Raw genomic sequence first — 15,670 nt, forward strand, 5'->3', positions numbered from 1 at the left:
GAACTCGAATTCAGGATCAAGGGTTAAAGTCTACGATTCATGAAAGATGCATACATGATCAACTATTCATTATATTCAGTACCCCAAAAAGAACAACTGCTATATAAACGAGCAACACACCTCCCAGGGTAACCACCTGCCACAGTTTAAAACCATGTCCACTTTTCTTGCTGCCCATAAGAATGAAAGCAGCATAAAGAATACCCACCAGGCCTACAAAGCTCAAAACTGTCACAAATAAAGGAAAGTTACTTACCGGCAGGCCAACTAAAGCAAGAGGGAAAAATGCTACTGTAAGTGTAACGGCATGATCTCCTATGACGCTGGTGACACCGGAAGTTATCTGACCACTTTTAGCTACACTCCAGGTAGCAAAAACTTCGGGCAATGCAGCCATTGGAGCTGTAATAAATAAACCACCCACTATTTGTGATAATCCAAAGGAGGAAACCAGGTTTTCTGTAGCACGAACTGTGAAAAAGGCGCCTAAACCTAAAGCAACCAGACCTGCTACCGCCAACCAGATCTCCTTTTTCTTCCATTCCACTTTTTCGCTTTCTTTTTTTCCTCTAAGGAGGGCCTGAGCAAGAAAAGCGATATACATTCCCAACATTATCCAGCCATCCACGGGCTGTAACCCTCTCCAGGCAGAAGGAACAGTTAGTATAGCTACTACTGCTACAATTACCAAGTACGGTAAAGCCTGGACCGTTACGGCCGTGGGATCTACTTTTAGCAGGTGCTCCTTCTTGTGCTCCTGGTGTCCTTCATCTTTGTTCTTATTTTTTAGATGCCTGGTCGCAATGTAAGCTGTTATGACCATTAAAGGAATAGCAATAACATTAGATCCAAACATGGTCCCCAGACCAATATCTCCCACGCCGGTTACTGCACTGGTGATATTAATTCCTATTTCAGGACTCGCTGCTGCCAAACCAATTAAGGCACCACCGGCAGCTACCGAAAAACCCCATTGTTTTCTTAACTTTTTCAAAGGTTTTGACAAGTGCTCCGCACCCCAGTGAGCTGCCCAGACAGCTGCAATCAGAACCAAAGCCCATAACCAGGTATTCATAATTTATTCTTTTTTAGCCTTCTAAATAAACGGTTAGCAATGCGAACAGGGAAAAACCGGCGGTTAAAAGAACGGAAGCATAGGCAGGATCGGGTTTGCCATGAGCTTCTGTTAAAATTTCTTCGATGGCGACGCTGAGCAGGATACCGGCGGTAAATGCCAGCAGACTGAATTTGATCAAATCACCACTGTTGCGCATTGTCCAAAAACCAATTGTAGCGCCGAGGAGAATAGGAATTGTAAAACCGGCTGCAAGTAAGTAGCGCATTTTTTCAGGCACTCCCTTGCTCTTGAAGGTGGCAATTGTGGCAAAACCTTCCGGGATATCTGCAGGAACTTGTCCCAGGGCGAGAAGGAGCCCTAAAGACACTGATACAGTAGAGCCTGTGCCTATCATAATGCCATCGCTAAAAAGATCAATGGCGACTCCCAAATAAATTCCCCAGGCAGATCCCGTTGCCTTGCCTTCACCTCCGAACCGATCTTTAATGAAATGAACCGCTTTTTCCAAAAGAAGAAAAGTGAAGCCTCCTCCCATAAAAGCTGCAATGGGGATCCAAGGTTGCTCTACTTCAAGAGCAGTAGGCATTAATTCCAAACCTACAACAGCGAGTATTATACCTGCAGCGAAGTGAAGCGCCAAATTCAAGGTTTTATCGGAAACATTGATCCACTCTGCCAACAAACCGCCTGAAAAGTTCCCCAAAGCAGGCATAGCAGCAAGTAATAAAACCATTAAGAATTCGCTCATTTTCAGTACAAAAAGAGGGTTTCGTACTCTCTAAATTAATCATTTACATCCTGCTCCCTCTTAAACTTCTGTTATAATGCTCCTCTGATTCCTGAACCAAATCACTCTACTTTGACAGGTTCAAAATCCTAAGAGCGCCTCGCATTACAAACGAAAAAACAATACCTCCAATAATCAGGTCGGGCCATTTGCTGTCGAGGAAATATACAAGAACTCCGGCCAGTATTACTCCGCCGTTAACAATGATGTCATTGGAAGTGAAAATGGCACTGGCTTGCATGTGAGCTTCATCGCTTTTGGCTTTGTTAATGAGCCAAAGGGAGATCAGATTTCCGGCGAGGGCAAAAATGGAAACAAATATCATCCACTCGAACAGAGGCATATCGGTACTTGAAAAAAATCTTCTCAATACCTCTGCAAATCCCACCAAAGCCAGTCCCATTTGTAGATAACCACTTATTCCTGCTATTCTCTTTTTTCTTACTATAGATGTTCCCACAGCGAACAAACTTAGCGCATAAACAAAGGCGTCTGCAAGCATGTCCAGAGAATCGGCAATAAGACCCATCGAGTTTGAAATTAATCCGGTGGTCATTTCCAGAAGAAAGAACCCGAAGTTGATTCCGAGTACCCACCACAAAATTTTCTTTTGATGCGAATCATCTGAGGGCAAAGGCAAGACAGCTTCAGTTGTTTCCTCAAGTCTGTCATTTAAACCCAATTGGCTAATGGCGCGGTGGATTTCATCCCCATTCCCTGTATGATATACTTCGAGTTTTCTCCGATTAATATCGAATTCCAGATGCTTTACCTGATCAACCGGGTCAAGTTTCATTCTTATCATCTGTTCCTCGGAAGGACAGTCCATCTTCTGGATAGTGAAAATACTTTTGTACATACTTACGTCAAGCTTTAGTAAATTAATTTTAGTGACTCTTCAGCAGCGGGCATTTTTCCTTATCGAGTTCTAACTGAAACGTATGATGGCTGAAATCCCACTCTTCCACAGATTCTATAGCCCTCTGCCGCACGTCATCTATTTGATCGAAGTGGCTGATCTTTTCCAGGACCAGGTGAGCCGTTAGCACATGGTGTTCCCCGTCCAGGGACCAGACGTGCATATGATGAATAGAACTAACGTGATTAACCTGCTGTAGCTGCCGTTTAACTTCCTGCATATCTAATCCTGCCGGAACTCCCTGGAGGAGCAAATGAAGAGTGTCTTTGAGTCTTCCGCCGACTCCCCATAGGATGTAAAGCGTAATGCCCAGAGAAAGGATTGGGTCCAGAATGTACCAGTCTTTAAACTGCAGAATGATCGCCACAATAAGAACAGCGACCCATCCCAATACATCTTCCAGAAGATGCCAGCTCACAACCTTATCATTTAAAGATTTTCCTCCACTTACGCGCCAGGCGGCATAACCATTTGCCAAAACTCCAAGAATTGCGAAACCGATCATGTACTTTGAATCAACAGACTCCGGATTCTGGAGTCGGGAGATTGCTTCGTAAATAATATAAACAGAACCTGCTACAAGAACTACAGAATTAATTAAAGCACCCAAAAGTCTGAAGCGGGCATACCCGAAGCTAAATTCGTTTGTAGCCCCCTTTTTATTAGCCTTACCTTCTATATACCACGCAAGCCCGAGGGACAAACTATCGCCCAGGTCATGCAAGGCATCAGAAATGATCGCGACGCTATTGGTAAGAAATCCTCCAATGATCTCGATAATGGTAAAGCCGAAATTGATGAAAAATGCCAGCTTAAGATTCTTTTCAGAGTTTCCGTGAGAATGATCGTGACCCATGTCTATTGTTTATTCCAAGTTACTTATAATTAATGGCTGTGTCCGCCTTCGCCCTTCTGCATCTCCGCCATTAGATAGTAGGCATTATTATAGGCAAATCTTGTCTCTTCCGGCAGGTCTTTTAATAGCTTTACTTCAACCCATTCACCTCCATTGGTACCGGTAATCACCTCTACAGGTCTAAAGCTCCATGCATCTCCTTCCTCTTCTGCCGTAAAAGCATAAAATTTACCCCCATCTCTAACTATGGCAGATTCGGGTAGTGCTGTTGTTCGTTGATTATCAACCGCAATTCGCCCTCTCACGTACATTCCCGGTACCAGGTTTTCCGGCCTGTCGATGATTTCCGCATGAACATGAACTGCTTTGGGATCCTGTTCAAAGTTCTTGCTTACAGAAATTATTTCCGCAGTCAATTCAGTTCCGGGTAATGATTCGATCGTGAAATATACTTTCTGTCCTTTCTCTACTTTGGCAACATCTTTTTCAAAGACCATGAGGTCTACATGCACATCTTTCGTATTGATGATATGAAACATTTCAGACTGCGCCTGTACAAATTGGCCTGTTTTGATGTTGACCGATTGGACAGCTCCATCTATAGGGCTCCTAACCGGAATCCTCTGTTGGATATTGCCATTTTGAATAGTTTCAGGATTAATATTTAGTTGTTGCAGTTGAGCTTTAAGTCCTGCAACCTGTCCTTCCAGGCTTTGCAGTTCTGCCTCTGCACGCTGAAAAATTTGCCCTGAACCGACTCCAGCTTCGTACAATTTCTTTTGTCTTTGGAATTCTTTTTCCTGATAATTCAGGCTATTGAGGGCATTCATATATTGCGTTTGTACTTCGATGATCTCCGGGTGTTCGATATATGCCAAAACATCTCCACGCTTAACTTCATCTCCTTCAATCACTGTTATTGACGATACATTGCCTCCAATCACAGGAGTAACTGTGGCTTCACTTTGAGGCGGGACTTCCAGCTCTCCATTTGCCTGTACATAGCCGCTCATTAACCTTGTTGTAAGGCTGTCAATTTTCATGTCAAGTACATCGAACTGCTGCTGTGAAAGCATAGCTTCCTTGACGGCTTCTGTTTTAGCAGGTTCACCGGCTGCTTCTTTCTGATTCTCCTCTTTTTCAGCATTTTCCCCGCAAGACAATAGGAGGAGAAACGGGAGTATATAAATTGTTTGAAATTTCATTTTTTAGTTTTTTCCAGTTAGGTAAAATTGTAATTCTGCAAGGGCTATCTGGTAATTTTCAAAAGCCTCGAGCGCTTTGATTTCTGACTCCATTGCATTGTCTAAATTTTGGATAAAGACCACATATTCAATGGCACCTTCGTTAAAGGCGAGTAATGATCCCTCCCGTTGTTCTTCCAATAACGGCAAAACTTCATCCTTGTAAAAAAGCCAGGAAGATTTCCATCGTTTATAGTTGCTCAAGGCAATTTCAAAATCTGTTCTTACCTGGTCTTTCTGAAAGTCGGCAGCTCTTTGTGCAATTTCCTTTTCTATTTTTGCCGCTTTAGCTTCACCGTGGGCAGCTCCGGAAAGAATTGGAATAGATATTCCGGCCTGATAATTATAGAAACCGGTTGCTCCATTCACTTTTTGAAGTCCGTACTGAACACTGAAGTCAGGAAGAAAATTAGCCTTTTCTGCAGCATAAGCAGCTTCTGCCACCGCAACCTTCTTTTCAGAAACTTCTAAAAGAGGGTGATCCTTAGGTAATTCTCCGGCAAGGAAAATTTCATCCTCCTGAATACCTTGAAAATCATCCGGGACATCATAGACTTCCTCATCTCCCAGCCACAGATTCAGCTTTTGCAGGGCTGTTAGGTAGTCCATCTCGGCCTGTTGCAAATCAATCGTAATCTGGCTGACCTTATTTTTGGCTGTCAACATTTCTAATCTGGAAATGGCCTCTACATCGTACCGTAGACTAACTGCCTGCTCTAATTTTTGGTACAATGAATCCACTTCCTGAAATAACAGATACTGTTGTTTTGCTGAAAAGGCACGACTCCATGCGATTTTCACCTCCTGTGCCACCTGAAGTTGAGATAGCTCATATGCTTCTTCTGCAAGCCCGATCTTTTTATTGTAAAGCTTATTTTTAGAAGGTATTCCAAGTAAATCGATCCCTTTCTGTTGAACTCCAATAGTCGTGTATATTCCACCTGCTTCTCCAAGCTCTTCTCCACCCGTAAATACTTCGGTTTCTCCGAGATCCCATGCAGATCTTTTCATTGCCTGCTCCTGGTCAATTCTCAACTTTTCATTTTTCAGAAGTGGGTAATTCTGAAGAGCCAGGGCAACGGCTTCCTCCTGACTTACCTGCGGAGACAATTGAGTTGTCTGAGCATTTAAACCGGCAGGTAAAAGGAATACGACAAGAATCACCGCAAAAGATCCACCTGTTGCAGGTTTAATTTTCATTCTTCCCGACCTTGATTCGACCCATTTATAAAGAATAGGCAGAATGAATAACGTGAGTAATGTAGAAGTGATCAAGCCTCCTATAACTACAGTTGCCAGAGGTCTTTGCACTTCTGCTCCTGCCGAGCTGGAAATAGCCATAGGCAGGAACCCAAGCACATCGGTAAGAGCTGTCAACAAAATAGGACGGATTCTGCTTCTTGTCCCAAGGCTGATCCTTTCATTTAAATTTTTCACACCTTCTTCTTTTAGTTCATTGAAACTGCTTATGAGTACAAGCCCATTTAAGACTGCCACTCCAAATAAAACTATAAAGCCTACGCCGGCAGAAATGCTAAAGGGCATATCCCGCAGCCATAAAGAAAATATTCCTCCAATAGCTGCAAGTGGAATAGCTATGTAGATCATGGTGGTTTGTTTAAACGACTTGAGAGCAAAGTAGATCAGAATGAATATGAGGAGCAGGGCAATAGGAACTACAATTTGCAGTCTCTTACTTGCTCTTTCGAAGTTCTCAAAGGCTCCACCGTAGCGAATGTAATAGCCGGGTGGTAGTTCAAACTCAGCATCCAGTTTGGTCTGAATATCTTCCACCACAGATTTTACGTCACGATTCCTGATGTTTACTCCCACATAGGTTCGGCGGTTGGTGTTATCTCTACTGATCTGCATAGGACCGGGCTGATAACTTATTTCAGCCACTTCTTTCAGCGGTATCTGGCTACCTGAAGGCAGGGTGACATAGAGATTTCTGATATTTTCAATACTCGTTCTTTCCTCTTCCTGTAATCGCACTACCAGGTCAAAACGCCTTTCTCCTTCAAAAATAACTCCCGCATCTCCGCCTGCAAAAGCCGACTGGATTAGGGAATTCAGTTCCTTGATCTGTAAACCGTATTGGGCGGTCTTATTCCTGTTGTAGTTGACTGTGATTTGTGGTAATCCGGCTGTGGCCTCTACTTTCATATCGGCAACCCCTTCTACAGTAGAAATAATGTTGCCCATCTCCTGCGCCTTACTTGCCAGAACCTCCAGATCTTCACCATAAAGTTTGACTGCAACATCTTCTCGAACACCTGTAAGAAGTTCGTTGAACCGCATTTCTACTGGCTGGGTAAATTCATAGCTAACGCCGGGAATAATACCGATGGTTTCTTTGATCTTCGCAATAAGCTCATCCTTAGAATCGGCAGAAGTCCATTCATCTTTATCCTTTAAAATAATAAAGCTGTCTCCAATGTCCATAGGCATAGGATCTGTTGGGACATCAGAAACTCCAAAACGAGTGACGATCTGTTCTATTTCCGGATACTCGTCCAGAAGAAGCTGTTCTATTCTTGTGGAGGTTGCAATTCCCTCGTCAAGCGAACTTCCCGGTTTCAGGATAATATGAAAAGCTATGTCCCCTTCGTCGAGCTGCGGAATAAATTCCCCTCCCATTTTGGTGAACATGAAGGCAGCTAAAGCAAATAATGCTATAGCGGTGCCCAGCACAATTTTTCCTCTTTTTAGGGATCTGTCTAACAGAGGCTCATATTTGTCCTGAACCCAACCAACAAATTTGTCACCATAGGATTTCTTTCGCTTTTTACTTTCCTTCAGAAAGAGAGCAGAGATCATTGGGACGTATGTCAAACACAAGATCATTGCACCCAGCATGGCGAAGATGAAGGTAAGTGCCATTGGTTTGAACATCTTTCCTTCAACCCCTTCCAGGGCTAGGATTGGCAGAAATACGATAAGGATTATAAGCTGCCCAAAAAAGGCAGAATTCATCATCTTTTTTGCAGAAGAGGAGGCGATCGAATTTCTTTCAGATTTATTTAATTCGCCTCTTTTCTTCATGCGCTGATGGATGGTAAAAACGGTACTTTCCACAATGATCACGGCTCCGTCTACTATAATTCCGAAGTCTATTGCCCCGAGGCTCATGAGGTTTGCCCAGACGTCAAAAAGGTTCATCAGAATGAAAGCAAACAGGAGGGAGAGTGGAATTGTTGAAGCCACTATTAATCCTCCCCGCCAGTTCCCCAAGAGCAGCACCAGAACAAAGATCACGATCAGACCTCCTTCAAGCAGGTTTTTTGTAACTGTAGAAGTAGTGTCACTAATAAGTTCGCTTCTATCCAAAAATGGCTTTATGGAAACACCTTCAGGAAGGGATTTCTGAATTTGCTCGATCCTATCTTTTACATTGTCAATTACCTCATTGGAATTGGCTCCTTTCAGCATCATGACCATTCCGCCAACGGCTTCTCCCTGTCCATTTTTTGTTAGTGCTCCATAACGTACTGCACTTCCTATTCGAACATCAGCAACATCTGAAATTGTTATAGGTACTCCTCCGGAAGTGGTAACGACGATCTTTTCCAAATCCTCTACACTTCGTGCAAGTCCCTCACCACGGATGAAGTTTGCCTGATGGTTCTTTTCAATATAAGCCCCACCAGTATTCTGATTGTTGTTTTCAAGGGCGGTAAAAACATCAGAAATGGAAAGTCCAATGGCTTTTAGTTCATCCGGATCTACAGCAACTTCATATTGCTTGATCATTCCGCCAACACCGTTCACTTCTACAACTCCCGGTACCATTGCCATTTGTCGGCGAACAATCCAATCCTGAATTGTTCTCAGCTCAGTAGGGGAGTAGTCATCCTTGAATTCCTCTTCTACTTCGAGGGTGTATTGATAAATTTCCCCGAGACCGGTAGAAATAGGTCCCATAGAAGGTTGTCCAAAACCTTCGGGAATTTCATCTTTTACGGCATTCAGTTTTTCACCTACCAACTGCCTGGGGAGGTAAGTACCCATGTCGTCTTCAAAGACAATAGTTACTACAGAAAGACCGAACCTGGAAACCGAGCGAATCTCCGTTACGCCCGGCAAATTACTCATGGCAATTTCCACGGGGTAGGTGACGAACTGCTCAATGTCTTCAGTTCCTAAATTTGGTGCCTGGGTAATCACCTGCACCTGATTATTCGTGATGTCTGGTTGGGCATCTACGGGAACCTGAAAAACGCTCCAGATCCCTGCTCCAATTAACACCACTGTGAGTAGACCAATAATAAATTTATTATTGATCGAAAAATCAATGATCTTATTAATCATACATGATAATTTAATTCAGTTTGTGATAAAATTCTCTGGCCGAAGCCATTGACAACAGGATATAGCTATCCTAAAACTGAATTAAACACGGGGAGGCTGGAAGTGAGAAAAGGCAATTTCTTTGCCCGGGCTCTCGCCAAATAAAGGTGTCAAAAAAGGCATTTTTGGCTCAAATGCTTCGAAGCTACTTGTTTCAAATCTCACCACATGCACATGGCAGCAGTGACACTGACAAAAAGGAGGACAGTCATCTGAAGTTCCATTCTGGTCCCCTTGCTGATCCTGATCTACTTCCAAACTCACAGAGATAGTATCCTGATTTTCGGACACAGCTGTGTCATCACAGGGAATAAAGTTTAACCCCAGGAAATAGATAGATAGTATGACTGCGATGAATTTCACTTTGCAAAGGTAAAAAAAGAACTTAGAAGGAAAGCTTATAGAATTTCTAATTGGTTATAATTTTCATTTGCCACAACATGACTGCGCCTGTTGAATTGGTGGACACGGTACAGAGCCGTAACTGCAAAAAACACAGCAATCACCTTCCAATGGCTTTACTACGGTTCCACAGCTGGCGCATTCGTGAAAGAATTGGCATGCATTTGTAGGCATGGTTTCTTCCTTGGATACATTGCAGTTCGGGCAAGTGAGAATAGACTTTAAAATTGTCTCCATATCGGATTTTTTATAACATTGATGTGATATCCGAACCCATTGTGGGGTACGCATAAATCATTTTCTTTAAATCTTGTACTGGTATCGATTTGTAAATAGCAAGAGAGAAAAAATTAATTGTTTCCTCAACTCCCGGACCAATTAAATGTGCACCTACTAAAGTTCCACTCTCGGTGTCTATGATGGTCTTGAATGCATATTCTTCGGTGTTTAGTCGCTTCGCATTAAACCATTCCGGGACCGCTTTGCTATTTACTTTTACATTCATTCCGGTCTTTTTGGCGTCCTCTTCTGTTAATCCTACTGAAGCCATAGGCGGTAAGGTGAAGACCACTGAGGGCATAGGTGGGTACTCTGCCTTTCTGCTATTTCCTTTTATAATATTGGAAGCAATAATATGACCTTCATAAACGGCTACTGGTGTTAACGGAAGTCCATTGCTGTCTGCAGCGTCTCCGGCAGCATACACGTTGGGATTTGCAGTGCTCTGCAAAAACTCATTGACCTCAATACCCCTTTCGTTTGAAGCAACAGATCCAGCCTTAAGATCCAGATCATTGATATGAGGCACTCTTCCTGAACTGTTAAAAACTGCTTCAGCCATAAATTCTACTTCAGAACCATTTTTTTCACCAACAACAGTAAAACCTTTTGTTTCTTTTTTGATTCCGGTAACGTTGGTTTGAAGCACTAATTTTATGCCCATCTTCTGTGTTGCTTCAGACAAATGCTGAACTATATCCTTATCAAAATTTTCCAGAGGTCGTGGTCCCCGGTGTACTATGGTAACTTCGGCCCCACATTGCCTGGCGATATGTGCAAATTCAAAGGCAATATAACCGCCGCCTATAAAGATCATGGACTTTGGCAGCTCCTTCAGGTTGAGAAAATCTGTACTCGTCAAAGCGTAGTTACCGCCTTCAAAAGTTAGTGTACGTGATCTGGCTCCTGTGGCAATAACAATTTTATCTCCTTTTAAAACTTGCGATTCAATTTCAACTGAATCATTGCTTATAAAGCGAGCAGCACCGTGATAGGTGTCTATATCATTGTGTTTGTATCCTTTTTCGATTTTCCCGGGCATGGCATTTACGAATTCCTGCTTAAAAGCCATGACATCTTTCCAGTTAACTTCAGGAACAGTATCAATACCTTTTCCCGCCAATCGTTGAGCGAAGTCTCTCACTTCGGTAGCACCAATGATTATTTTTTTTGGGTCACATCCTCGAAGCGCACAAGTTCCTCCATAGGGTAGTTCATCAGTTACAGCGACTTTTAAACCTTTGGATGCACATTTATTGGCAACTGTCATACCAGACATGCCCGAACCTATTACTATCACATCATATTGCTTCATCATCTTTCTATTTTTGTGACTTTATATCCTGTTCGTTCAATAGCCGTTTTTACCTCTTCAACGTTTGTGCGTGTACTATCGAATTCAACAACCGTATTACCTTCTTCGTAAGAAACTTTGCAGGTGACAATCCCGTTTAGCTTGTTAACTTCAGATTTTACATGACCCTCACAGCCTGTGCAGGTCATACCACTCACAGAGAATTCTACCATTTGAATATTTTTTTCCTGAACAAAAACCACTTCTTTTTCATCAGAAGGATAAAAAGCTTGCGCATAATAAGGAAAGGCCAGGCTCAGAATAACAAAAACAGTCACACCACTCAAGAATTTACGGGACTGGAAAAAAGAAAATCGAAAATTACTCTCACAGCCGCAGTCATCATCTGTAGACTTCAGGTTCAAATACCAGGCGAATCCTAAAGCAACTATAGAAACTGCTACAAGTGGCCACCTAAAAGGCTCCAGCCATGCAAAAGCACCTGCCATGCTTCCTGTTCCTGCTGCTATAGCAAGTATGGGAGCAATACAACAAAGGGAACTGGCAATACCAGTTAGGATACCTACTCCAAGAAAGCTGTTTTTTGTCTTCATATAGCTTCAGGTTGATGATTAATTAAATTGAAAAAGGGAGCAAGGAGGTCCCGATGGTCATTCCGAAGAGAATAAAATATGGTCTGACCTTCTTTTTCCGCTTTCACAAAATCTCTATCCTTCAATTTTCGCAAGTGTTGCGAAACTGCCGGAATGGTCATGTTCAGGATGTCACTTAGATCACACACGCATAATCTTTCTTCGGTCTCCAGGACGTAAAGAATCTTTAGTCTTACGCTGTTACTAACCAGGGAGAGCTTATCGGTTAAAGCATCTACTAACTCTTCAGCTTCGGAAATTTGCTCTTGACATCGTTTAATTTGCTCTAAATCGGCTTCTTTACGTATGCAGTTCATATCCTTCATTCGACAAAAGTAATAAATTATTTAAGCAATTGCTTAAATAAGCTTCTGAATAGAAAATCTTAAATTAGTCGGGAATTAGCTCAGGTGGAAAAAGTGATCCCATCAGAGCCATGAGAATCCGTGGCAGAATTTCTCTTAAAACTATTTCTCTTATTTACGAATATTACCTACTGCTCAACAGTTATTTCTTCTTTCAATATCCCCACCTTATCAATCTCCTTCATTAGCCTATGGGTCTCTGTTAGCGCCACGATCATCTTCTGGTAGTGTAGGATGTCCTCAAAACTTAGTTCCCGACCTTTGCGATCCTTTAACCACTTCTGTGCAGGTTGATAGCCGCCGATGTAGAATTCCCAGGCAACCAGGGGAACGTTGTCGAAATATTGCTGCTCGTTGATCCAGACTTTGCCATGAGTTTCTGAATCTGGTTCGTAGCCGGGGCTGGTTTTAGTTATTTTACGAGTGATGATGTTGTCACCATCTTCGGGATAGCCGGTGATTCGCTTCTCCAAAAGCGGACTTTCCAATAAATGCAGTTTTCGTATCTGCCCGCCCAGGTCCACAAGTTTCCAGAATTTTGCTGAATCCTCCGGATAAGGCACCCTCGGAAAATCTATTTTTAGGAACTCCTTGTATTTCTCCCGGTACTCTGGCGAATGTAAAACGGCATAAATATAATCCAGAAGGTCTATTGGCGCGAAAGTGGTTTTAAAATCATCGCGGACTTCCTCTGAATTTGCCATACAAAGATTGCTGCCAGTCTCCTTTTCGGAAACGAAAGAAAGCCCCAGGTTTTTTGCTATTTTAGAGAGGATAGCCGGATCCAGGTTTGGCGTGCGGATTTGCTGTTCGTGGCCTGTGGTTTGTTGGTCGGAAGTTTCGGGGTAAAGGTAGAGAGGGAAAACTGCTGAATTATCTAAAGTCGACGAAACGCTTTTATCTGCTATTTTATCTATTACAATTGGAGTTATAAAATTGTTACTTCTGGATCTTCTTATCAAGGAAATTGCACAGTTTGGTTGTAGCATATGTTGAAAAATAGCTCGAACAGTTCTCCATACAAGGTTGTCTTCATAAAAAATGAATCTGTTATCAAAAGGTCGATATGAGATAGGTTCGACAAATTCGGAAATGTCTTTGCTTTTTTGTAGTTCATCAAAGCCCTTTAGTATATCCCAGCCTTTTTTTGTTCGTACCTTAAAGGCTTGGTGTAATACTGAAGCATTACGAACCGAATCTTTAAAGTCTTTGAAAAAATTGATTAATTCAGTCTTGTTTTCTCTAATAACAAACTCGTCATGTGCAGTCGTGATACCCATGCCATTAACCGGGAATAAATCCTTTAGTGCAAAACCTGATTTATAAATCTTTCTTTCGTTAAAGTCCTTTTTTACAAAAAAGAAGTTGGGTGAAATATTCGGTAATGCCTTAAAATTGATGCTCTGTAATGAATTTTTGAGAAGAAAATTATACTTATTATCTCTTCTGCCATAAAGATCATAATGATATATTTGGCCTAACTCGTCGTTTTCTTTTACTCCAGTTTTTAAAAAAATATTAATTGAAACTCCTTGCATAATATCGAATACATTCTGGTCCACAGAACCATCAGGCGCAGTTTCTTTCTTGGTTGAATTTCCGTGTAAATCTATTGTGTAAAGTTTGTCGTAGGTTTTCAGCAAATTCCATCGCATTCCGCGGAAGGTGGGATTATCCAAATATCCGTGTGGATTAATAAAAGCCAGAATTCCTTCGCCGTTACGCTCTATGAAATACTGCCCGAAACGCATAAATTTCACGTAATCGTCATTGATCCATTTCGGATTTCGCTCTTTCAGTTTTTCCCTGCCTCCGGGTTCTTTTTTATAATCCTCCATCAGATCCATGATCCATTTGCCTTTATTGGCACTTTCACCGCTATAAGGTGGATTCCCAATCACGCACATCACTGGTGTGTCCCGCTTTATGGCATTAGCCTGGTCAGCTTCATCTGAAAGCCAGGAGCTAAACAGCGTTCCGGTGTCAGGATGGGCTTCTTCAAGGGAATTGGTCAAAAAGATCCGGAAACGCTGATCATCGGCGGGTTTGTAGCCGGTTTCAGTCAGCAGCATATCCATTTTAAGGTGGGCCATAGCGTAACTCGCCATCAGCAACTCAAAGCCGTTTAAACGAGGAATCAAATGTTCGGTGGCATAACGTGTCCAAATTCCCTGTTGGCCTTCAAATTTCTTGTGTATCTGCCGAACAACTTCAGCCAGGAAAGTTCCTGTTCCGGTTGCAGGATCCAAAATCTGCACTTTATGCACTTCCTGCTCATAATCCCGCATTCCACCGGCGTAACGTTTATCATGGGTGGGAACTTTTACCGTAATCTTTGTTTTGCTGGTATCTGCCAAACCTTGAGGAAGATTGAATTCATCTTTCAGGATATCATCTACCGCACGAACTATGAAATTTACCACCGGTTGCGGCGTGTACCATACTCCCCGCGCTTTTCTTAGCGCAGGATTATATTCTCCTAAAAAGGTTTCATAAAAGTGAACTACAGGATCGTCTTGTTTTGTACTTTTTCCGAAGTTTTTCATGATCTTCGAAACATCTGAAGCAAGAAAAATGCTTACCAGTTCCTCCACGATCCAAACAAGTCTATCATCCAGGTCAAAACCGGCTATATCCTGAAAAAGTTTCCTTAGAAAAGGGTTGCTCTTTGGGATAAGTTGTGCTGCTTCCATTCGGGAAAAAGTTGGTAGCGTCGGATCATGATAACGCGCTGCAAACATTCCGTATGCAATTGTCTGCGAATAAATATCGGCAAAGGACCTGTTCGTAATATCATGTATCAGCATCTGCTGGAAAGAAATCATCTGCGACTTCAGATTCGATCTTTTTTCCTGTTCATCATCACTATTCAGAGACTTTTCAATGACATCGGCCATCAATCTTGCTTTCCCCGCCATCATTTTTGCCAGTCGAGTAGGGGACTTAATGCTTTGAGTGACAACTAAAGCAAAATCAGAAATGAGGTGCGTAAAATGTTCGAAATTGCCTGGTAAAGGTTTGATTTCACCATCCTCCACACTACCAATTGAAATTTCAGTTATAAATTCTCCTTCCCTGTAAAACCTGAAATTGAGATAGTCGGTAATTATAAGATTGGTTAGCCCCGATTTATACCTTTCAAATTGTTCCTTTAGACCTTTAGAATCTAAGTCCACACCTATATCCTTTGCCTCAACGTAACCTACAGGCACGCCCTTCCTTGAGAGCATATAATCTGGAGCGCCACAACTTACCCGGGCCGGTTCATTGGTCACCAGGATATCTGGTAAAAGAGTTGATAACAAGGTTTGAAGATCTCCCCGGTAGGAGTGTTCTCTTGCGTGGCCGGTAAGATAAAGTCTATTGAGGTGAGAGAGGTATTCGGCTATGGTCATTCTGAGGTTGGTTTGGTCCTAACTGTAAATCTATTAATATTCTGTTAA

Annotated in this window: 12 protein-coding genes; all 12 read right to left on the reverse strand. The window is 42.3% G+C overall.

The window, feature by feature from the left end; translation table 11 throughout:
• Positions 1-58: 58 nt before the first annotated feature.
• Entirely contained in the window at positions 59-1,075 is a 1,017-nt protein-coding gene (locus tag EZJ28_RS11710; protein ID WP_131398061.1) for a sodium:calcium antiporter, read from the reverse strand.
• A 13-nt stretch (positions 1,076-1,088) separates the two neighbouring features.
• Complete coding sequence (locus EZJ28_RS11715; RefSeq protein ID WP_131398062.1) at positions 1,089-1,826, reverse strand: ZIP family metal transporter; 738 nt, start codon at positions 1,824-1,826, stop codon at positions 1,089-1,091.
• 106 nt (positions 1,827-1,932) lie between these two features.
• Positions 1,933-2,724 (reverse strand): cation transporter, encoded by a 792-nt coding sequence (locus tag EZJ28_RS11720; RefSeq protein ID WP_131398064.1) that lies wholly within the window; start codon positions 2,722-2,724, stop codon positions 1,933-1,935.
• Positions 2,725-2,752: 28 nt separating this feature from the next.
• On the reverse strand, positions 2,753-3,640 hold the full coding sequence (locus EZJ28_RS11725; RefSeq protein WP_131398066.1) for a cation diffusion facilitator family transporter: 888 nt from the start codon (positions 3,638-3,640) through the stop codon (positions 2,753-2,755).
• 29 nt (positions 3,641-3,669) lie between these two features.
• Positions 3,670-4,845 (reverse strand): efflux RND transporter periplasmic adaptor subunit, encoded by a 1,176-nt coding sequence (locus EZJ28_RS11730; RefSeq protein ID WP_131398068.1) that lies wholly within the window; start codon positions 4,843-4,845, stop codon positions 3,670-3,672.
• Between the two features lie 3 nt (positions 4,846-4,848).
• Entirely contained in the window at positions 4,849-9,195 is a 4,347-nt protein-coding gene (locus EZJ28_RS11735) for a CusA/CzcA family heavy metal efflux RND transporter (RefSeq protein ID WP_131398069.1), read from the reverse strand.
• 81 nt (positions 9,196-9,276) lie between these two features.
• Entirely contained in the window at positions 9,277-9,597 is a 321-nt protein-coding gene (locus tag EZJ28_RS11740) for a DUF6660 family protein (protein WP_093111998.1), read from the reverse strand.
• 63 nt (positions 9,598-9,660) lie between these two features.
• Positions 9,661-9,873 carry a GDCCVxC domain-containing (seleno)protein gene (locus EZJ28_RS16160; RefSeq protein ID WP_131398071.1) on the reverse strand — a complete coding sequence of 71 codons (213 nt, stop codon included), beginning with the start codon at positions 9,871-9,873 and terminating at the stop codon, positions 9,661-9,663.
• Between the two features lie 10 nt (positions 9,874-9,883).
• On the reverse strand, positions 9,884-11,230 hold the full coding sequence (locus EZJ28_RS11750) for an NAD(P)/FAD-dependent oxidoreductase (RefSeq protein WP_131398468.1): 1,347 nt from the start codon (positions 11,228-11,230) through the stop codon (positions 9,884-9,886).
• Entirely contained in the window at positions 11,230-11,823 is a 594-nt protein-coding gene (merTP, locus tag EZJ28_RS11755) for a mercuric transport protein MerTP (protein ID WP_131398073.1), read from the reverse strand. The genes EZJ28_RS11750 and merTP overlap by 1 nt, the downstream gene beginning before the upstream one ends.
• Positions 11,820-12,188: a metalloregulator ArsR/SmtB family transcription factor gene (locus EZJ28_RS11760; RefSeq protein WP_131398075.1), complete on the reverse strand. Its 369-nt coding sequence runs from the start codon at positions 12,186-12,188 to the stop codon at positions 11,820-11,822. The genes merTP and EZJ28_RS11760 overlap by 4 nt, the downstream gene beginning before the upstream one ends.
• 167 nt (positions 12,189-12,355) lie before the next feature.
• A complete protein-coding gene (locus EZJ28_RS11765; RefSeq protein WP_131398076.1) occupies positions 12,356-15,622 on the reverse strand; it encodes a type ISP restriction/modification enzyme in 3,267 nt (1,088 codons plus the stop codon).
• Positions 15,623-15,670 lie beyond the last annotated feature (48 nt).

The sequence above is a fragment of the Gramella sp. KN1008 genome (assembly GCF_004332155.1).
Lineage (GTDB): Bacteria > Bacteroidota > Bacteroidia > Flavobacteriales > Flavobacteriaceae > Christiangramia.